Annotated in this window: 19 protein-coding genes and 1 pseudogene; 14 read left to right on the top strand and 6 right to left on the bottom strand. The window is 56.6% G+C overall.

Going from position 1 to position 18,562, the window contains the following annotated elements; all coding sequences use genetic code 11:
* Positions 1-18: 18 nt before the first annotated feature.
* The 7 genes and pseudogenes from ACOVRA_RS02265 (at position 19) to ACOVRA_RS02235 (ending at position 7,662) form a co-directional block, all read left to right on the top strand.
* Positions 19-1,344 carry a hypothetical protein gene (locus ACOVRA_RS02265; protein WP_421718880.1) on the top strand — a complete coding sequence of 442 codons (1,326 nt, stop codon included), beginning with the start codon at positions 19-21 and terminating at the stop codon, positions 1,342-1,344.
* Between the two features lie 169 nt (positions 1,345-1,513).
* Entirely contained in the window at positions 1,514-1,963 is a 450-nt protein-coding gene (locus ACOVRA_RS02260) for an iron-sulfur cluster assembly scaffold protein (protein ID WP_421718879.1), read from the top strand.
* A 239-nt stretch (positions 1,964-2,202) separates the two neighbouring features.
* A pseudogene (gene yidD, locus ACOVRA_RS02255) lies at positions 2,203-2,451 on the top strand (membrane protein insertion efficiency factor YidD); the annotation flags it as partial.
* Positions 2,452-2,595: 144 nt separating this feature from the next.
* Positions 2,596-4,572 (top strand): threonine--tRNA ligase, encoded by a 1,977-nt coding sequence (thrS, locus tag ACOVRA_RS02250; protein WP_421718878.1) that lies wholly within the window; start codon positions 2,596-2,598, stop codon positions 4,570-4,572.
* Complete coding sequence (locus ACOVRA_RS02245) at positions 4,569-5,846, top strand: O-antigen ligase family protein (protein ID WP_290808408.1); 1,278 nt, start codon at positions 4,569-4,571, stop codon at positions 5,844-5,846. The genes thrS and ACOVRA_RS02245 overlap by 4 nt, the downstream gene beginning before the upstream one ends.
* Positions 5,836-6,699 carry a glycosyltransferase family 2 protein gene (locus ACOVRA_RS02240; protein ID WP_290808405.1) on the top strand — a complete coding sequence of 288 codons (864 nt, stop codon included), beginning with the start codon at positions 5,836-5,838 and terminating at the stop codon, positions 6,697-6,699. The genes ACOVRA_RS02245 and ACOVRA_RS02240 overlap by 11 nt, the downstream gene beginning before the upstream one ends.
* Positions 6,700-6,831: 132 nt before the next feature.
* Positions 6,832-7,662, top strand: a complete 831-nt coding sequence (locus tag ACOVRA_RS02235; protein ID WP_290808402.1) for a helix-turn-helix domain-containing protein — start codon at positions 6,832-6,834, stop codon at positions 7,660-7,662.
* Here ACOVRA_RS02235 and ACOVRA_RS02230 read toward each other — a convergent pair.
* The gene (locus tag ACOVRA_RS02230; RefSeq protein WP_421718877.1) at positions 7,628-9,370 is read right to left on the bottom strand and encodes an ArnT family glycosyltransferase; all 1,743 of its coding nucleotides are present in this window, start codon (positions 9,368-9,370) and stop codon (positions 7,628-7,630) included. The genes ACOVRA_RS02235 and ACOVRA_RS02230 overlap by 35 nt on opposite strands.
* Positions 9,371-9,550: 180 nt before the next feature.
* Between ACOVRA_RS02230 and ACOVRA_RS02225 the strand changes: the two genes are divergently transcribed.
* Entirely contained in the window at positions 9,551-10,498 is a 948-nt protein-coding gene (locus ACOVRA_RS02225; protein WP_290808396.1) for a glycosyltransferase family 2 protein, read from the top strand.
* Between the two features lie 82 nt (positions 10,499-10,580).
* Here the strand turns inward: ACOVRA_RS02225 and ACOVRA_RS02220 are convergent, their stop codons facing one another.
* The 3 genes from ACOVRA_RS02220 to ACOVRA_RS02210 all read right to left on the bottom strand — a co-directional run bounded on the left by ACOVRA_RS02220 (position 10,581) and on the right by ACOVRA_RS02210 (position 13,106).
* Positions 10,581-11,525 carry an electron transfer flavoprotein subunit alpha/FixB family protein gene (locus ACOVRA_RS02220; RefSeq protein WP_421718876.1) on the bottom strand — a complete coding sequence of 315 codons (945 nt, stop codon included), beginning with the start codon at positions 11,523-11,525 and terminating at the stop codon, positions 10,581-10,583.
* A complete protein-coding gene (locus ACOVRA_RS02215) occupies positions 11,525-12,271 on the bottom strand; it encodes an electron transfer flavoprotein subunit beta/FixA family protein (protein WP_290807595.1) in 747 nt (248 codons plus the stop codon). Before ACOVRA_RS02215 ends, ACOVRA_RS02220 begins: the two co-directional genes overlap by 1 nt.
* 121 nt (positions 12,272-12,392) lie before the next feature.
* Entirely contained in the window at positions 12,393-13,106 is a 714-nt protein-coding gene (locus ACOVRA_RS02210) for a c-type cytochrome (RefSeq protein WP_421718875.1), read from the bottom strand.
* A 207-nt stretch (positions 13,107-13,313) separates the two neighbouring features.
* Between ACOVRA_RS02210 and ACOVRA_RS02205 the strand changes: the two genes are divergently transcribed.
* From ACOVRA_RS02205 to ACOVRA_RS02195, 3 genes are read left to right on the top strand one after another with little or no spacing between them, the layout of a single operon-like run.
* Complete coding sequence (locus tag ACOVRA_RS02205) at positions 13,314-14,072, top strand: 3-deoxy-manno-octulosonate cytidylyltransferase (RefSeq protein WP_421718874.1); 759 nt, start codon at positions 13,314-13,316, stop codon at positions 14,070-14,072.
* Positions 14,069-14,938, top strand: a complete 870-nt coding sequence (locus ACOVRA_RS02200) for a prephenate dehydratase (protein WP_421718873.1) — start codon at positions 14,069-14,071, stop codon at positions 14,936-14,938. The genes ACOVRA_RS02205 and ACOVRA_RS02200 overlap by 4 nt, the downstream gene beginning before the upstream one ends.
* A gap of 19 nt (positions 14,939-14,957) precedes the next feature.
* Entirely contained in the window at positions 14,958-15,209 is a 252-nt protein-coding gene (locus ACOVRA_RS02195; RefSeq protein ID WP_298230889.1) for a DUF2164 domain-containing protein, read from the top strand.
* A 6-nt stretch (positions 15,210-15,215) separates the two neighbouring features.
* Here ACOVRA_RS02195 and ACOVRA_RS02190 read toward each other — a convergent pair whose 3' ends face one another.
* Positions 15,216-15,623, bottom strand: coding sequence for a hypothetical protein (locus ACOVRA_RS02190; protein WP_421718872.1), 408 nt, complete (start codon positions 15,621-15,623; stop codon positions 15,216-15,218).
* A gap of 176 nt (positions 15,624-15,799) precedes the next feature.
* Between ACOVRA_RS02190 and ACOVRA_RS02185 the strand changes: the two genes are divergently transcribed.
* Positions 15,800-16,318, top strand: coding sequence for a hypothetical protein (locus ACOVRA_RS02185; protein WP_421718871.1), 519 nt, complete (start codon positions 15,800-15,802; stop codon positions 16,316-16,318).
* A gap of 69 nt (positions 16,319-16,387) precedes the next feature.
* Positions 16,388-16,849, top strand: coding sequence for a YHS domain-containing (seleno)protein (locus ACOVRA_RS02180; RefSeq protein ID WP_290807608.1), 462 nt, complete (start codon positions 16,388-16,390; stop codon positions 16,847-16,849).
* A 15-nt stretch (positions 16,850-16,864) separates the two neighbouring features.
* Here the strand turns inward: ACOVRA_RS02180 and ACOVRA_RS02175 are convergent, their stop codons facing one another.
* Positions 16,865-17,257: a helix-turn-helix domain-containing protein gene (locus ACOVRA_RS02175; protein ID WP_290807611.1), complete on the bottom strand. Its 393-nt coding sequence runs from the start codon at positions 17,255-17,257 to the stop codon at positions 16,865-16,867.
* 215 nt (positions 17,258-17,472) lie between these two features.
* Between ACOVRA_RS02175 and ACOVRA_RS02170 the strand changes: the two genes are divergently transcribed.
* A complete protein-coding gene (locus tag ACOVRA_RS02170) occupies positions 17,473-18,351 on the top strand; it encodes a 3-hydroxybutyryl-CoA dehydrogenase (protein ID WP_421718870.1) in 879 nt (292 codons plus the stop codon).
* Positions 18,352-18,562: the final 211 nt, after the last annotated feature.

Genomic DNA, 18,562 nt, shown 5'->3' with positions numbered 1-18,562 from the left:
TGCTTGAGGAAATTCTGGATGCGCAAAAAAGCAAGCGTCACCAAGTCAACCTTCGCTCCGTCGCGGCGTTCTGCCCTTGTCGGTAGTTCGTGTGTCTTTGTCCCCAGCGTTACACTGGCTCGCTCACTCCAGGCTGAACCTGCACAGCTACAATCGGACTTGGAACGCTATGCTTCCTTTGGCACCCACCAGTCCGGATCATCCGGTGATCAGGCCACAGTTCAATGGATTTCCAGCAGAATTGCCGCGTCTGGCTATCGTGTTTCCCTGCAACCCATTGAAGTGCCTTTCTTTGATGAAACTCGGGCGACGGTGACGCTTTCAAATGGTTCCGAGTTCGTCGGGATCGGCCAACACCCGATCACGCTTACAAGTAAAGGTGGGCTGCTTGCACCCTTGACCCTGTGGCGGGAGGATCAGGATCCGAGAGTAATCGCGGGGAAGATCGCGGTTGTCATGTTGCCCTTTGGTCGACACTCCAGTTCGCTACAGCCTGTCATCGCGGGCGCTATCAAAGCTGCTTCCGAGGCCAATCCAAAGGCACTGATAGTGGTGACCGATGGCCCATCCGGAGAAGCTTTGGCCCTTAATGCATTGGACAAGCCAGCAGACCGGCCCATGCCAATTCTGGTGCTCGGCTCGCGTGGCATTCAACCCGTACTGCAAGCCGCCCGAAACGGGGCATCAGCCACGCTCTATTTGGAGGGGCAGACCGGACGTAGGATCGCCAACAATGTGGTTGGTCGAAGAGTCGGAACGGGCAAAAAAATAGTGCTGACCACGCCACTCAGTGGCTGGTTTACCTGCGCAGCGGAACGGGGAAGCGGGGTCAGCGCTTTCCTAGCGCTGGCAGACTGGCTTGCAAAAGCCCATCCCAATTTGGATGTGACACTTGGCGCGATGACCGGCCATGAATTCGAAAACCTCGGCAGCAAGAAGTTTAACGCCCAAATGGTGCCGCCTCCAGGAGACGTTGACCTCTGGGTTCACCTTGGTGCGAGTTTCGCCGCCCGTGACTGGCATGAACTGGCTCCCGGGTTGTTGGCACCTTTGCCCAGTATGGATGCTCAACACTTTTTGCTTGGCCATGAGTCTTTTCTTCCAATCCTTCGGCAAGCTATGAAGGGCGTACCTGGCTTTGAAGTCCCCTATGTTGCCAGTGTCGAAGCTGCCGCAGGTGAGGCGAAGCAAATACTAATCGATGGCTACACAAAACTGATTGCTAATTTTGGTGCCCACCGATTGCATCATGCCCGCTCGGATGGTCTCCAAGCTATAGATGGGGCGTTAGTTAGTCAGGCCTATGTTGGTCTGCAAAGTGCGGTCTCAAGAATACTGGCCTAATTGTGCGTGATCGGCTGAACTCGGAGCTTCCTGACGTGCAGATAATGTCAGCGCCAAAACTGTCCGCTTTCAAGCAAACGCCAACCCGCCCCAAACGGCAACCTTTGGCGCAAAGCCGCCATCGCACCCACACCCTTCCAACCCTCCAACAAATCCCTATGTTAGGACCATGAGCCAAGACCTTTATTCTTCGCGCGTTCTGGAACTTGCGGCTGATATTCCCTTTGTCGGTTTGCTGGAAAGTCCCGATGGGCGGTCGCATCGCGTCTCTCGGCTGTGTGGGTCTGAGATTGAAGTCGATGTTTGTCTGCAGGATGGTCAGGTCACTGCGGCTGGGATTGAGCCGAAAGCCTGTGCTTTGGGGCAGGCCAGTGCCAGCATTTTGATGCGCAATATCGTGGGTGCCAGCGCCGCAGAAATCCGTGCGGCGCGCGACGCCTTTAAGGCCATGTTGAAGGAGCAGGGGCCAGCGCCCACCGGACGTTTCTGGGAGTTACGTTACTTAGAGGCTGTCAGGGATTATGTGCCACGCCACACCTCGGCACTTTTGGCTTTCGATGCCGCTGTTGAGGCGGTTGAGCGGGCCCTTGCCAAGCAATCTGCCGCCGGGGAAATCTGACGTCAAGGGTGGTGACAAGACACCCCATATCAGGGTAGAGAAGGTTCGTGATGATTATCTATCAGGTTACCCATTTGACTACTGACTAAAGCCGGCGAGGCGCGGCAGGGCGCTTCGCTGCGGCGAGATTTCCCCCTGCCTGACTGTTCGACAAAGACTTCTCTCCCTCCCCTGAGATTTGGCACTGGATATAGCGGGTTCGGCTTCCAGGCGGATTGACGACGCAGCTGACAACGATCATGGCAAGACCGACGACCCTTTCTGTACCGGCACGGGTGCTTCTGGCCGCGCAACGCGTTTACAAGGTCACCTTGTCGCCGCTGATCGGTCAACAATGTCGCTATTTGCCCAGCTGCTCAGCCTATGCCGCAGATTGTGTTCGCCAGTTTGGGGCGTGGCGTGGGTCTTGGATGGGGCTTGCGCGTCTGTGTCGATGTCGGCCCGGCGGTGGCTCTGGGTATGACCCAGCGCCCGCAACCTGTGAGCCGGTCTCAGCCTTCACGCCTTGGCGTTATGGCGATTGGAAACTGGGCGCGCGCCTGGTCGATCCAAACGGGGCAGGCGGCACGCCGAACAGTCAAAGCACACCCAATCAAGCTTCTCTCTGAAATTACACTCTGGCAGTAAACAAGATGATCCACTTAGAATTCCCCGATGGTGCCGTTCGCCCCTATGAGCCGAAGATCACCCCTTTGGCTATTGCCGAAGGCATTTCCAAATCCCTCGCCAAGAAAGTCGTTGCCGCAAAGGTCGATGGCCAATGGTGGGACTTAAGCCGCCCGCTTGATCACGGTGGCAAGTTTGAGCTGGTCACGCGCGACAGTGCCGATGGCCTCGAAGTGCTGCGCCACGATACGGCCCACGTGTTAGCTCAAGCGGTGCAAGAGCTTTTCCCCGGCACGCAGGTGACGATTGGCCCAACGGTTGAAGACGGCTTCTATTACGACTTCTACCGCGAAGAGAAATTCTCCACAGATGACTTTGAAGCCATCGAAAAGCGCATGCGCGAGATTGTCGATGCGGACCTTCCCATCGTCCGCGAAGAAATGGACCGCGATGCGGCTATCGCGCATTTCAACGAGATTGGTGAGACGTTCAAAGCCAATATTATCGACGACATCATCCCGCCGGGTGAAGTCATCACCGTCTATCGCCAAGGCGATAACTGGAAGGACTTGTGCCGTGGCCCGCATTTGCCCTCGACGGGTCGTCTGGGCAAAGCGTTTAAGCTGATGAAGTTGGCAGGCGCTTATTGGCGCGGCGACCCCAAGAACCCGCAGCTGCAGCGCATTTATGGCACCGCTTGGGCCGACGATAAGCAATTGGCCGATCATTTGATGCGCTTGGAAGAGGCTGAAAAGCGCGACCACCGCAAGATTGGCAAGGCACTCGACCTGTTCCACTTCCAAGAAGAGGCGCAAGGCTCGGTCTTCTGGCACCCAAAGGGCTATATGATCTGGCGCACGCTGGAAGCCTTTATCCGTCGCCAGCTCGACGCCGATGGCTATGTTGAAGTGAAGACTCCACAATTGCTCGCCTCTAAATTCTGGGAGCAATCGGGACATTGGGAGAAGTTCCGCGAAAACATGTTCGTGGTGCCCGATGAAGCGCCCTCGGTTGAGGAAGGCGCGCCCATCTTCTCGGGCGAGGCAGATTTGTTGGCGCTTAAGCCAATGAATTGTCCGGCCCACATCCAGATTTTCAAGTCCGACCAGCGCAGCTATCGCGACCTACCAATTCGTATGGCGGAGTTTGGCTGTTGCCACCGCAATGAGGCCAATGGTGCCTTGCATGGCTTGATGCGGGTGCGTCAGATGACGCAGGACGATGCGCACATCTTCTGCCGCGAAGATCAGATCGGGGAAGAGACCAAGCGCTTTTTGAACCTGTTCAACCGCGCTTACACGGCATGCGGCCTGACCAATATTCATTATCGCTTGGCGACACGGCCGGAAAAGCGGGCTGGTACCGACGAGACGTGGGATAAGGCGGAAAAGGCCTTAGCCGATGCCTTGACCAGCGTGGGCGTGGATTTCGTCATCGCGGAAGGGGATGGGGCCTTTTATGGTCCGAAGCTGGAATTCCATCTGACCGACGCCATCGGCCGGACGTGGCAGTGCGGCACGTTCCAATTGGACTATGTGCTGCCCGAACGTCTGGATGCGGTTTATACCGGCGAAGACGGCCTGAAGCATCGTCCAGTGATGTTGCATCGCGCGGTATTTGGCACGTTTGAGCGCTTCATCGGCATCATGATTGAAAACTATTCCGGTGCTTTACCAACCTGGCTAGCCCCGGTTCAGGCGGTGGTTGCGACCATCACATCAGAAGCCGATGACTATGGGCACGAAGTAGCCGCGCGCTTTAAGCGGGCCGGCATTCGTGTTGAGACCGACCTGCGTAATGAGAAGATCAATTACAAAGTGCGGGAGCATTCGCTCGCCAAAGTGCCCGTCATGGCAGTCGTGGGCCGACGGGAAGCCGAAGAAGGCAAAGTCGCCCTGCGTCGCTTTGGTAGCCAAGCGCAAGAGATCATGACGCTCGATGAGGCGGTCGCGATCCTGACTGCAGAGTCGTTAGCCCCTGACTTGAAAGAGGCGCTTGCTTGAGTGCTGCCCCACTAGGCCCCAATCAAACCAGACCGATGGACCCCCGCGCGAAAATCGCGGGGGCTTTCGGCATTGCTTTTGGCTTTTTCGCCGGCACAGGTGTTTCGGGCCTGGCGATGAGCTTGGGGATCGCTGGCCTGTGGGGGTTGATTTACGGCTTGAGATCAGCCGGCAAGCCCCTCGATAAGGCGTTCGTCGCCGCATTGAAGCGGCATGGCGAGACGTGGCTAAGTCTGGGCCTGTTCAGTTTGTGGGTGCTGTCGACCTCACTTTGGTCACCAGCTGGAGATTTGGCTGCTGAGACCGTACGGCGGTTGGCGGCCGTTTGCGTCCTGGCGCCCATAGGCATCTGGGCGGTCTATGCGTGTCGCGGGGAAGATAGGCTGTTGGCGCAGCGGGCGATTGTCGCGGGTGTGTTTGTATCCTTGGGCATTCTCGCAAGCGAAGCCATCTCAAAATATGCGATGAACTCATTTGCTTCTCCCGAAAAAGAGCCGTTGGAGATTGCCGGAGATATGGGCCGGGCTGCTTCGGCGACCCTCACCTTATTCTGGGTCGCTTATGCCTGCCTTCATCAACAAATGTCCCACCCCCGCGTCCGCTTGGCCTTGGTTGGATTATCGATATTTGTTGCCTTTCAATTCGGTACAGATATCAATGCTGTTGGCTTTGCGCTGGGCACGATTGCAGCCCTCTTCGCCTTGAGCTTTCCGCGGCTTGCCATCGCCTTGGTCAGCGGCGGAGCGGCCATCCTGATCGCCGCTGCCCCTGTCATTTATCCCACGATCGCCCGTGTCGCTTTTGAATATCTGCCGGGCGACGAGATGCCATTGTCCTATGGCCGGCGGGCGCAAATGTGGGAGACAGCGGCCCAATATATTGCTCAAAAGCCCTTGACGGGTTGGGGATTGGGCGCTGGCAGCACCTTTGATACGCCAATCATGTATGGTGGCTTTGAGTGGCCAATCATCCAATTGCACCCCCATTCTGCACCCTTGCATATTTGGCTGGAAACGGGTGGCATCGGCGCCCTGCTTGCTGCTACGACCATCATTCTAGCGGGCGGTGTCGCCATTCGCGTGTTTGGCCGTTACCGCGTTGCGACTGCCGCTTTGGTCGGGGGATTGACCTTCCTCGCCCTCAATTGGGGCTTCAGCCATTCGGCGTGGCGAGAATGGGTTTGGACCAGTTTCGCCGCATTGATCGCTTTCTCCTTCACCTTGAGAAATCCACGTCGCTGGGCCACTGCATTGCGAGCACATCGTGGGGACTGAGGCCCGTATCAGCGCCATTGTTGTAACCTATCATAGCGGGGAAATTCTTCGCGCTTGCTTGAAAGGCCTTTTGGCCGCTCCGGCCTGCGCGGAGATCGTGCTCGTCAATAATGGCAATCCCGACGCGGTTTTAGAGGAACTGGCAAATTGGGCGGGGCGCGAGCCTCGTTTGAAGCTCATCACAGGGCATGGCAACATCGGCTTTAGTCGGGCTTGCAATCTTGGCGCGCGCGCGGCCACGTGCCCTGTCCTTGTTTTCGTCAATCCCGATTGTGTGGTCGAAACAGGGACGCTGGCCAAGTTGGCAGCTCTGGCAGATACGGATGTGGCAAGCCTTATTGGTGGCCATATTTGTGACGAGCAAGGTCTTGAACAACGCGGAGCCCGCCGCGGCACGCTATCGCTCTGGTCGGCCTGCGTCAGTTTCGCTGGGCTTGGGCGGCCGGGCCCAGAGGCAGGGATCTGGCGTGACTTTAACCGCAACCGCGAGCCTATGCCTGTCGCCCCGATAGAAGTCCCGGTTGTTTCCGGCGCATTAATGGCAACTCGGTCCGATTCGTTTTGGCGGATTGGTGGGTTTGACGAGGCTTACTTCCTCCATGTTGAGGACATTGATCTCTGCCATCGCTATGGTCTTGGTGGTGGCAAAGTCATGTTCGATCCAGCCGCGCGAGCGACACATATTGGCGGCACGAGTCAGGCAGCCTCTTGGCGTGTAGAAACCGCTAAGCTGCAGAGCTTTTTGTATTATTTTTGGAAATATGCACGTCCACCGTTTGGACATCTTTGCGTCCTCTTGGTCGCCCCTTTGCTGGCACTTGCGATTCTCAAACGGATTATCCGCGCAAAATAATGAGTTAACGCAGCGCGCTGCTTGATCTCCCCTTGATATTCCAAAAAATTGGACGCATGATTGTGTCAATAAGATTAGTCACATTCTTTTCTGTGGGGGATCGAGTGCGCACACGGAGATAAGGGGTACCTGATGCTAGACGACCATTCAGAACCAGTGCGCCCAATACGTGCATTATTACGCGGTTTAGAAGCGCTGCGCGCGCTAAACGGCCAAGACGGTATGACCGTCACAGAAGTGGCAGAGCGTGCCCGTGTTCCGCGAACGACCGCGTATCGAATCCTAGAAACCCTATGTCAGGGTGGTTTTGTGATTCGCGATGAAATGGATGATCGCTATCGCCCGACCTTGGCGGTGACCAATCTCGCCGAGGGTGCGCAGAACGAAGCCTGGATCCGGGAAGGGGCTTGGCCCTTGATTGCCACGCTGGGCAAGCAAATCCTTTGGCCCGTTGGAATTTGGACTTTGACCGGTTCTGATCTCACGCTGCGTGCGGCAACCGATCGGACCAGCCCGCTCGCCCTCAATCGCCTCACCAGTGGTGCCCATGCCGATCTTTTCGAATCCGGTGCTGGGCAAGTCGTGCAGGCGTTTGAAACCTCGCAGAAGCGCAATCTGCTCGAGGAAATCGGTCTTCACCGTCATGGACAAACGTCGCTGAAGGGGCAATTGGAAACCATCCGAACCCGCGGCTTTGCCTTTGATGCGAAGCCAGTCGGTGGCGAGATCAATATTGCAGTTCCCGTTCTGCGGCCTTCCGCTGGTGAGGGTCCAGAGGTGCTCGCGGCGGTGACGGTGCGCTTTATTCGCTCTGCGTTGAGCGATGATCGCGCGATTGGTGAGCTTTTGCCGAAGTTGCAGCATTTAGCGGCCGATATTCGCCAAGCCTATTTGGAATTCGCCCCACCCGCGGCGCAAGGACCCCGGTCTAGCGCTGGGGGCCGCTCGCCTGAATACGTTTAGGCGAAGCCACAACCTCGCCAATCTTCAGGGTCACGTCATCGCCCTTTGAATAATTGAGGCCAGCGAGTGGCGCACCGCGCCAAGCGACGCTTAAGCCCTTTTGGGCCAAGCCTTCGATCAGCGGGGCCTCAAATTGTGGGTCCGCAATGACTACAAGGCCAACCCCGGGCTTTGCCGCGGCGACAGCGGCTGTCACGCTGGATAATGCGGAATCGCTGCGGGTCAGGAAGATGAGGCTGGGCTCTTGATAGCCTGCACCAATCAAGGGGCCAGGCTGTCCAGGGGACAGGCGGGGGTGCAAACCCTCTTTGATCAAAGCGGCAGAAATTCGCTGACTCAAATCCAATTGCGGGATCGACGGCACAAATAGGCCTTTGATTGCAAGGCTGGCAACCATGGCGGTGCTGATCAAGGCCCCCGCCGCCCAACGGGATTGGCGGATCACCAACACCAGCGCGACAATCCCTGCTAGTCCGATGGCCGCACTTGCTTGCAGGGCATGGGTCTGCGCGCCCTCTGCAACGTCCTGTGCGAGCACAAGCGGTAGCGCCGTCATGATTAAGGTGCCAAAGGCCAAAATTGCGACACTAGTCCAACGCAGCCACGCTTTCTGCCAACCCGCACTGAAAAGCCCAACCGCCCCTAACAGCAAAACTGCGCCATGAACTGGCAGGGTATAATGGGCAAGCTTGGCTGGAGCTGCTTCAAACATCAGCCAACCAGGAACCAACCAAGCTAAGAGAAAGTGCACGCGAGTATCTTTGCGCTCTCGCCAGGCAGTCCAAAGAGCAAGCGGGATCAGGATGCTGCCGGGCCAGAAGATGACTGGCGACAAGAGTAGATGGGCACCCGGTGGGACGCTCTTATTCTCTGATTGTCCGGCAAGCTTCGGTGCAAGGTCTTGGCCCACAGCATCGAAGAAAAACTGGCCATTGGTTGCCTGCCAGATTGCGATATACCACGGCAGGACGATCGCCGCCGCCAGAAGCATCGACGGCCAATGCGCGGCGCGCTTTACCCAACCAAAGTCGCGCTCCCACACCAGCAGCATCAGTCCAGAAAGGATTACCAAGAGCGGTCCAATTGGGCCTTTGATCAAAGCCGCCATGCCAAGGCCAACCCACAGTGCCCAAGGTGTCCAATCTGCCGATCTGCCCGCCGAAGGTGACCGTAATTTCGCCAGCCCCAGATAAGCCAAGGCCGTAAAGCCAGCGAGCGCTGCATCTGTCTTGGCGATTCCCGCCTCGGTGGATAGCAAAAGCCCACAAGCAATGGCGATGCCTGCCACGAGGCCAACGCGACGGCTATAGAGAAGGGTCCCGATTTGAAAAACGCACAGCGCAGCTAAACCAGCGCCCAGTAAGGATGGGATACGAAAGGTCTGTATCGTTCGGGTTTCGGGTCCATGGAGTGGGCCTGCGGTCGCAGCCTGCAGCCAGTGAATGCCTATGGGCTTTTTATTCCGAGGCTCATCTTGAAAGCTGATGCGGATGAAATCACCGGTTTCAAACATCTGGGTGGTCGCTTGCACAAAGCGGCTCTCATCGCGGTCCAACGGCTGTAGCGCCAAAAAGCCCGGTAAAGCGCAAGCGAGCAAGACCACAAGGATCAGCGCGTGCGGTCGCCAGCCTTGGCAGAAAAAGTCGAGGAGGTCCAAGCGATAGCGATGCTTCTTCTGGGCTGGGACATCTTGGACTTGTTCAGACACGCCGGTTTCCTCAATCAAGCTGTGATGCGTCTATCGCAGCAAATCTCGCCAATCCCTCTAGCTACTCCGTCTGACTGTGGCAATTCACGTCGGATCGTTCTGCGCGCTAGGCGATTGGTGCGAATCCCGTTTCGTAATTCAGGCAATCCACCCTATGGCAAAAGTGGCTTAGAGGTTCTGATGTCAGACTTATATAAACACGATCTATCAATTGCGGTTCTGGTGCCCTGCTATAATGAAGGTGCAACCGTAGCGACTGTCGTCAAAGACTTTGCCGCAGCGCTGCCTGATGCGAAGATCTATGTCTATGACAACCGCTCGACCGACGACACCTTTGAGCGCGCCGTTGCTGCCGGTGCCATCGTGCGCCGAGAAGATCGACCCGGCAAAGGCGAAGTTGTTCGCCGGATGTTTGCGGACATTGAGGCCGATATCTATGTGATGATTGATGGCGACGCCACCTATCACGCGCCTTCGGCCCCAAATTTGATTGAGCTGATGGTTTCCACCCATGCCGATCTGGTCAATGGTGCCCGTGTGGACACGGCTGTGAAGGCCTATCGGCCGGGCCACCGCTTTGGCAATCGCTTGTTGACGGGCTTGGTCAGTGCCGTGTTTGGCCAAATGACCACGGACATGCTGTCGGGTTATAAGATTTTTTCTCGCCGCTTTGTGAAATCTTTTCCGGCCCATTCGCGCGGGTTTGAGATTGAGACCGAGCTGATGGTGCATGCGCTTGAGCTCCGCATGACCATCAAGGAACAACCAACCCCGTATGCCGAGCGGCCTGAGGGATCGATTTCCAAGCTCAATACTATTCGCGATGGCATCCGGATCGTGTCGATCATCGGCCTGTTTGTGCGCGAAGAAAGGCCACTGGCGGTTTTTAGCATCTTAGGCGTGGTGCTGGCGATGACAGCTTTGTTTCTGGGTATCCCGGTCGTGCTGGAATTTTGGGAGACTGGCCTCGTTTCGCGCTTCCCGACAGCCATTTTGGCCAGCGCTTTGATGATTACTTCGGTGATTTCTGTGTTTTCAGGCCTTGTCCTCGATACGGTGACGCGTGGCCGTCGCGAGGTAAAGCGCTTTGCTTATCTGGCGGCCCAAGACCGCCGCTTTCAGATCTAGACTGACCCCATAACAAAAACGCTTCCCTGCCAAGCAAGGAAGCGTTTTTTTTCAACCCTATGCCCGAAGGCAGGTTGTAGGATTACAGGCCAGCTTTCGCCAATTCGCCCATCAGTTCTGGCACAGCCGACTTATAGTCAGCAACCAAGCCATAATCGGCAATCGCGAAGATTGGCGCATCAGCATCTTTGTTGATGGCGACGATGACTTTGGAATCCTTCATGCCCGCCAAATGCTGGATGGCACCAGAAATCCCCACAGCCACATAAAGCTCTGGCGCGACAACCTTGCCGGTTTGGCCGACTTGGTAGTCGTTCGGCGCATAGCCTGCGTCCACAGCCGCGCGTGAAGCACCGACAGCAGCACCCAATTTGTCGGCCAAAGGCTCGATCACATTGTGGAACTCGTCCGCCGAACCCATGGCGCGGCCACCCGACACAACGCGCTTGGCACCGGCCAGTTCTGGACGGTCAGATTTGACGATCTCGGCACCCTTGAACGTGACAGCAGCCGAAGGCGCGCCAGCCGTGACGCTCTCTACCGAAGCAGAACCACCCGTGCCAGCAGCCGCAAAAGCGGTGGTGCGAACGGTGATCACCTTCTTGGAGTCCGAGGTTTCAATCGTTTCCAGCGCGTTGCCGGCATAGATTGGACGCACGAAAGTTGAGGCGTTCACGACTTCTTGGATTTCCGAGATGGGCGAAACGTCCAGGGCAGCTGCGATGCGGGGGGCCGCATTCTTGCCAGTTGCGGTGGCCGCAAACAAAACCGAGTCATAATTGGCCATCAGGGGTACCACGAGGCCTTCAACAGCTTCTGCCACGCCTTGATCAAAGGCTGCGCCTTCAGCGTGGAGGACTTTACGAACACCAGCAATGCCAGCGGCAGCCGCAGCAGCGGCACCCGCACCAAGGCCCGCGACCAAAACGTCGACGTCTGACGACAAGGCTAAAGCGGCTGTCACCGTCTTGTTGGTTGCGTCCTTCACAGACGCATTATCGTGCTCTGCAACAACGAGAACTGCCATTAGAGGACCCCTGCTTCTTTGAGTTTGCCGACCAATTGCTCAGCGCTTTCGACTTTGATGCCGCCAGCGCGCTTTGGTGGTTCGGTCACTTTCAATACTTTCAGACGTGGCGAAACATCAACGCCATAATCGCCGGTCGACTTGACGTCGATTGGCTTTTTCTTGGCCTTCATGATGTTTGGCAGTGAGGCATAGCGTGGCTCGTTCAAGCGCAAGTCTGCAGTGACGATGGCTGGCAAAGCCACTTCCAAGGTCTGCAAACCACCGTCGATTTCGCGGGTGACGGTCGCTTTGCCGTCGGCGATTTCGACTTTCGACGCGAAGGTAGCTTGTGGCCAGCCCAACAATGCAGCCATCATTTGGCCGGTAGCATTATTGTCGCCATCAATGGCTTGCTTGCCCATCAGAACCAATTCTGGCGCTTCTTCGGCGACAACGGCTTTCAGCAATTTCGCAACCGCCAGAGGCTCAAGGTCGTCATCGGTTTGGATTAGGATGCCACGGTCAGCACCCATCGCCAAAGCGGTGCGGATGGTTTCTTGCGCTTGTTGAGGACCAATGGAGACGGCCACAATCTCAGAAACGACGCCCTTTTCTTTCAGGCGCACGGCTTCTTCAACGGCGATCTCGCAGAAAGGGTTCATCGACATCTTGACGTTGGCCAAGTCCACCCCGGTTTGATCGGGCTTTACGCGGACCTTCACGTTATAATCAATGACCCGCTTAACGGGTACGAGGACTTTCATGGGGCGTCTCCACTGAGTGAGCTTTTGGTTTTAAAGGGGCAAGTTAGCCTAACTTGCCCCACTTTCCAATTTTCGTTTGTTTCAGGTCTAAATATGGACCGGCTTATAGAGCCGACCAGATTTATTTTGGTGCGGCTTCAGCGGCCGGTGCAGCGGCTGGGGCGGCGGCAGGTGCGGCACCTTCGGCAGCTGGGGCGGCAGCCGCACCTTCTGCAGGAGCAGCAGCTGGAGCTGCAGCGGCGGCGGCTGCTTGGGCAGGATCACGCGTTGGATCTGGCGCAGGCAAAGCAGCTGGCGAAGGCGACAAGGAGTGCAAATAAGCAACCAAAGCCACGCGGTCAGACGACTTGCCCATACCGGCATAAGCCATGGCGGTGCCTTTGATATAGCCTTTAGGAGCCTTCAAGAAATTATAGAGGCCATCATAATCCCAAGCTTTGCCATAGGCTTTCATCGCATCGGAATAAGCAAAGCCTGCATGGGTGCCAGCGGTACGGCCAAATACTTCATAAAGTGAAGGGCCTGTCTTATTGGCGCTGCCTGGCTCAACATTATGGCAGGACGAGCAGACTTTGTGCAGCTTGTCGCCTTGCGCAACCAATTCCGCAGTCTTGGCGGGGTCAGCCAAAACAGTTCCCCAGTCTGGCATCAGTTCTGGACCAGCAGCGGCTTCTGCGCCCCCGGCAGGTGCTTCGGCAACTTCTACTGGAAAGCCAACGGCTTCGTGATTGTTGGCATAAACCATATCGCCCAAAGTACGAAGGCCCATAATGCCCAAGCCGGTCGCCAAAACGGCGCCAGCTACCATGTTGAACCACAGATTGTTGCTGCTCATAACGGTGCTAATATCCCTGTTGCATCGCGACAGTCCTCAACCAAACCTCATTCTTTCAAGGGCGATTTGCGGACTTTGCGTATTAGATTGTCCTATGGCATGCGTCTAAGCGGCTTTCAACAGTTTGTGCTGTGGCACCGCGCAGACTTAGGCTCGCATTCTCAGGCTTTGGGCATTAAGAACGCCTCCTCGCAAAGGGTCATCACCATGTCGCAACCCCTTATCGTCATCCCCGCACGCTTGGCTGCAACCAGGCTGCCTGGCAAGCCTCTGGCCGATATCGCGGGCAAGCCGATGATTGCCCGGGTGATTGAGCGCGCGCTTTTGGCGGGCCTTGGCCCTGTCGCAGTCGCTGCCGGAGAGCCTGAGATTGTCGCCGCTGCACAGGCCGCAGGGGCTATGGCGGTGCTGACAGACCCGGATTTGCCCTCTGGTTCGGACCGAATTCATGCCGCACTGGCCGAATTAGACCCCGACGGCAGTTTCGATCCAATCATCAATCTGCAAGGCGATATGCCGACGCTTAATCCCGCTTTGATCCAACAAGCTCTCGCCGCACTGGAAGATGCCCCAGACGCCGCTTTGTCAACCTTGGTTTCCCCCAGCACGGATTCGGCGGAGCGGGCTGACCCCAATGTTGTGAAAGCGGTGGTTTCGTGGCCTGACGATCCTGCAGGGGGTGCGACAACGGGTCGCTGTCTCTATTTCACCCGGGCAGACGCACCAACGGGGCCTGGCCCCATTCAGCGCCATGTCGGCCTCTATGTTTGGCGGCGGCGCGCTTTGGCACGCTTTGTTGCAGCCGCCCCGTCGCCGCTGGAATTGCGCGAGAAGCTGGAGCAATTGCGGGCGTTAGAGCTGGGCATGACCATCGTGGCGCGCGCCGTTGATGAATTCCCCAAGGGCGTCGATACGCCAGAACATTTAGAAAGTGCCAGAGCTTGGTACCAGGAGCAGGAATCGTGAGCGACTTTGTTGAAGGTAAGATCGCCTTTCAGGGCGAATTGGGGGCTAATTCCCATGCTGCTGCTAAGGCGGCTTGCCCGTCTCTAGAGCCTTTGCCATGTCAGACGTTTGAAGACGCCTTTGCGGCGGTAGCCAGTGGCAAAGCCGTGCGCGCCATGATTGCGATTGAGAACACCTTGGCCGGTCGTGTCGGCGATGTGCACCATCTTTTGCCAGAGGCGGGCCTCTATATCGTTGGCGAATATTTTGCGCCCATTCACCACCAATTGGTGGGTGTCAAAGGTGCGACCTTGGCCGATATCAAAAAGGTCCGCTCGCATCCCATGGCGCTGGGCCAATGCCGCAAGATCATTCGTGAGCTGGGCGCAGAGGCCGTCAAAACCGCGGACACGGCCGGTGCCGTCCGGGAAATCAGCGAAATGGGCGACAAGAGCGTCGCCGCTTTAGGCTCTACTTTGGCGGCCGCCTTCTATGACTTGCCGATCCTGCGCCCGGATGTGGAGGATGAGCCCCATAATGCCACCCGATTTGTCATCCTCTCGGCCGCGCCAGACGATGCGGAGATGGAAGACGGCAAATGCATCACCAGCTTTGTGTTCCAAGTCCGCAACATTCCGGCCGCCCTCTATAAGGCCATGGGCGGGTTCGCGACCAATGGCGTGAACATGACGAAACTCGAAAGCTATCAGATCGGCGGCAGCTTTAACGCCACCCAATTCTATGCCGATATTGAAGGCCACCCGAACGAGCGCAATGTGCAATTGGCGCTGCAGGAATTGAAGTTCTTCTCGGCCGAGTTGAAAATCCTCGGCGTTTATAAGGCCCATGCATTCCGCAAGCTGGAACCCGGCACACCGGCCAGCTAAACACCGAAAGGCAGAGGCCATGAAGCCCCTATCGCCCACTTTGCGCAAAGAGGCCGTCACCTCGCTGGAGCAATTTTGTGACGAGCAATTTGACGAGCCCGTCGGCAATCTGGCGGTCGAGGCCCTGTTCGACTTCATGGTCGCAGAACTCGGGCCCCTTTTTTACAATCAAGGCGTCAAAGACGCCCAAGCCCGCATTCAAGGCGTGATCACCGACCTCGACCAAGAAGTCTATCAAGAGCCCTTCACCTACTGGCGACGGAAAAGGTGAGGGGGCTTAGTTCGCCGATGCCTTTAAAGCCTCTTCCGCTCGCATCATCCGCCAACCCCACAGCGTGAGGCCAAGCATCAGAGCGTTGGAGCCGAGATCGAGCGCCATCCAGCGGTTGAAGATGGGGATCTCAAAGACGAACCAATAATTGAAGACAAAAAACGGCACTAAGGCAAAGGCATAGATCAAGAAGGTCTGCGCATTAAAGCGGCTAAACCAGATGAAAAGCCCGCCCAAAACCGCCTGCGCGCCAAAGCAGCCGATCAGCAACGCACTGGTCGTACTCAAATGCTGAAACGGCGGATTGATCATCAACCCCTCCACCATATGCGGTGCCAGCAAGCACCACCCGCCAAGGATAAGATAGGGCAGCGCAATTAGTCGTTGGATATGAAGGGGCTTTATCGTCATCATAGGGGCCACCCTGTGCAGTGCGAAGCCATGGTCTGGCGGGATTGAGAACCGACTATACTTGAAAGTCAGCCTCGATGCGAAGTTAATCCGCATTGCTTTGGGAAATAATCACCCCGTGTAACCAAGTCCAAACTACCCCCGTATCCTCCTGCAAGACACCACAGGAGGCCACGGCCATGAAGATTAAGAACATTGCGGCTACGGCCATTTCAGTTTTTGGAGCAGCCATCTTTCTCGATAGCTTGCGCTATAAATTCACCGACCACCCCAAGACCCAAGTGATTTTCGGGGCCTTGGATGGTTGGGCAAGCTCTTTGGGTTTGCCGGGGCTGTTTGCTCACACCGGTCTCTTCAGCCAATATGTGATTGGTTCGGCAGAGCTGTTGGCGTCCACCTTATTGATCGTGGGCCTCTTACCCCGATTGCAGCGTTTAAATGCGCTGGGGGCCATGATTGCCTTTGCGGTGATGGCGGGCGCGGTCAGCTTCCATTTGTTCACGCCCTTGGGCATTGACCCGAACCATGATGGCGGTGGCTTGTTTGCTGCAGCTGTGACTTTGCTGACAGGCTCTGTCGTACTGATCGGGCTTCGCTTGCCAGACATCTTGGGGCTTCTGGGGGATTTGCGCCGCGTCTTTGTGGCCGATGCACCCATGAGCCCAGAGCCCACCCCTATGACTCAAGCAGCGATGTAATCCACGCACCGCGTTTTTTCCCCCGCCAAACCCCTATCAAACATCTCATTCACGGACAGGATTCCCGCCATGAAACCCCTTAAACTTGCCTTGATTTTCGCCCTTGCCCTTAGCCCACTGGCCATCGCCGGACCTGCTCTGGCCGATAAAGCCCCCGTCTGGACCAGCTTTGGTTCCAACGTCGCCATCAAGGGCTATGATCCGGTGGCCTATTTCACCGCTGGCAAACCTGTGCAGGGCAATGCAAAGTTCAAGGTCAATTATCAAGGTGCAGAGTTTCAATTCTCCAGCGCTGCAAATCGCGACGCCTTTGCCGCAAACCCTGCGCGCTATGCCCCGCAATTTGGCGGCTATTGCGCCTGGGCCGTTAGCCAAGGCTATACCGCCGGGATCGACCCCAATGCTTGGGCCATTGTCGGCGGTAAGCTTTATCTGAATTATAACAAGGAAGTTCAGACTCGTTGGCAGCAAAATACGGCTGGCAACATTGCTGCTGCCAACCGTAACTGGCCGACTGTCTTGAAGAAATAAGAGCGGCTAAAGCACTTAGGCTGCGTCGGTGGCGTCGTCCTTCAGGGCCTTAGCAAGGTCCAGAAGGCGGCGACGTGGACGTTCACCCAGACGGTAATAAGCGCGGATCAGTTCCAGCGTTTCCTTCTGACGCAGAACTTCGGGTCCGATCTCATCATCATTGGCTGGCGGCTCATTAGCAGCCGTCAGAGTGGCCAAGCCATCATAGAAATATTGCACCGCGATCGAGAGCGCGCCGGCCAGTTCAAACAAGCGGCTCGCGGTAATGCGGTTGGCACCACATTCATACTTCTGGATCTGCTGGAAGCGAATGCCCACACTGTCGGCCAATTGCTGCTGGGTCATGCCCATCAGACGACGGCGACGTCGTAAGCGGCGGCCCACATGTAGGTCGATTGAATTGGCCATCTAGTCCTCCTGGTCGTCAAAATCAGAAGCGTCGGGCCACCGGAACGATCCGAAACGGGACGGCCAACGCTGTTACGATGGGTAGATTGCAAGGGCCATGCCGCTGAAGTGTGTGGTTTGCAGCACAAGGTGCTTGCCGTAATCGCGCCTCGCGCTTAGCTTGCTGCAACTGCGAAGAAAGCAGTTAGATATCAAAGGGCAGGTCTTTCCATCAAATGGCACAAATCAAAACAATTGGCGTTGTTGGCGCGGGTCAAATGGGGAATGGCATTGCCCATGTAGCGGCTTTGGCAGGATATGATGTCTTTCTGAATGACATCTCCCAAGAGAAGCTAGACATGGGTCGCTCCCTGATTGAGCGCAATTTGACCCGCCAAGCGGCCCGCGGCCTGATAAAAGATGCCGAAATCGCTCCGGCTATGGCCCGCATCGTGACGACAACGGCGATTGAAGACCTATCTGCCATCGATCTGGCCATTGAAGCGGCCAGCGAGAAGGAAGACGTCAAGCGCGCGATCTTCAAGTCACTCTGTGCCATTGTGCGGCCAGACACGATCTTGTCGTCAAATACCTCGTCGCTGTCCATCACGCGGCTTGGCTCTTCCACCGATCGGCCAGAGCGGTTTATCGGCCTGCACTTTATGAACCCGGTGCCAATGATGAAGTTGGTGGAAGTCATTCGTGGCCTCGCTACCAATGAAGAAACCTATGAAGCGGCCACCCAAGTGGTCACCGCCATGGGCAAGACCATCACCAATGCCGAAGATTTCCCCGCTTTTATCGTCAACCGCGTCTTGATCCCGATGATCAATGAAGCCGTCTATACCTTGTATGAAGGTGTTGGCACGGTGGAAGGCATTGATAAGGCGATGCGCTTGGGTGCCAATCACCCCATGGGCCCGCTGGAACTGGCTGACTTCATCGGCCTCGACACGATTTTATCGATCATGCAGATCCTCAATGAAGGCTTGGCCGACACGAAATATCGCCCCTGTCCGCTTTTGGTGAAATATGTCGAAGCTGGCTGGCTCGGCCGCAAGACCGATCGCGGCTTCTATGATTACCGCGGCGAGACCCCAGTCCCCACGCGGTAAGTTTCAGAATTCCAAATGTTGTCTTTCCCGATGGCGTCAGCCGATCTGGGAACTTGTGCCGCAGACTCACGGAGCTCTTCGCTGACACTTCGGCTGGGATGACGGCGGGGGGGGAACGGAGCGCGCAACAAAAGTTGCGCTTATCCTCGCGTTTGCATGCGCAGCTCGTGCTGCGCGGTCCTTTTGGTGGGTTTTCTGTCTAGAAGCGTTT

Origin of the sequence: Aquidulcibacter sp. (genome assembly GCF_049239865.1) — a bacterium.
In the GTDB taxonomy this organism is placed as follows: domain Bacteria; phylum Pseudomonadota; class Alphaproteobacteria; order Caulobacterales; family Aquidulcibacteraceae; genus Aquidulcibacter.
This window is presented reverse-complemented; position numbering and strand designations above follow the sequence as displayed.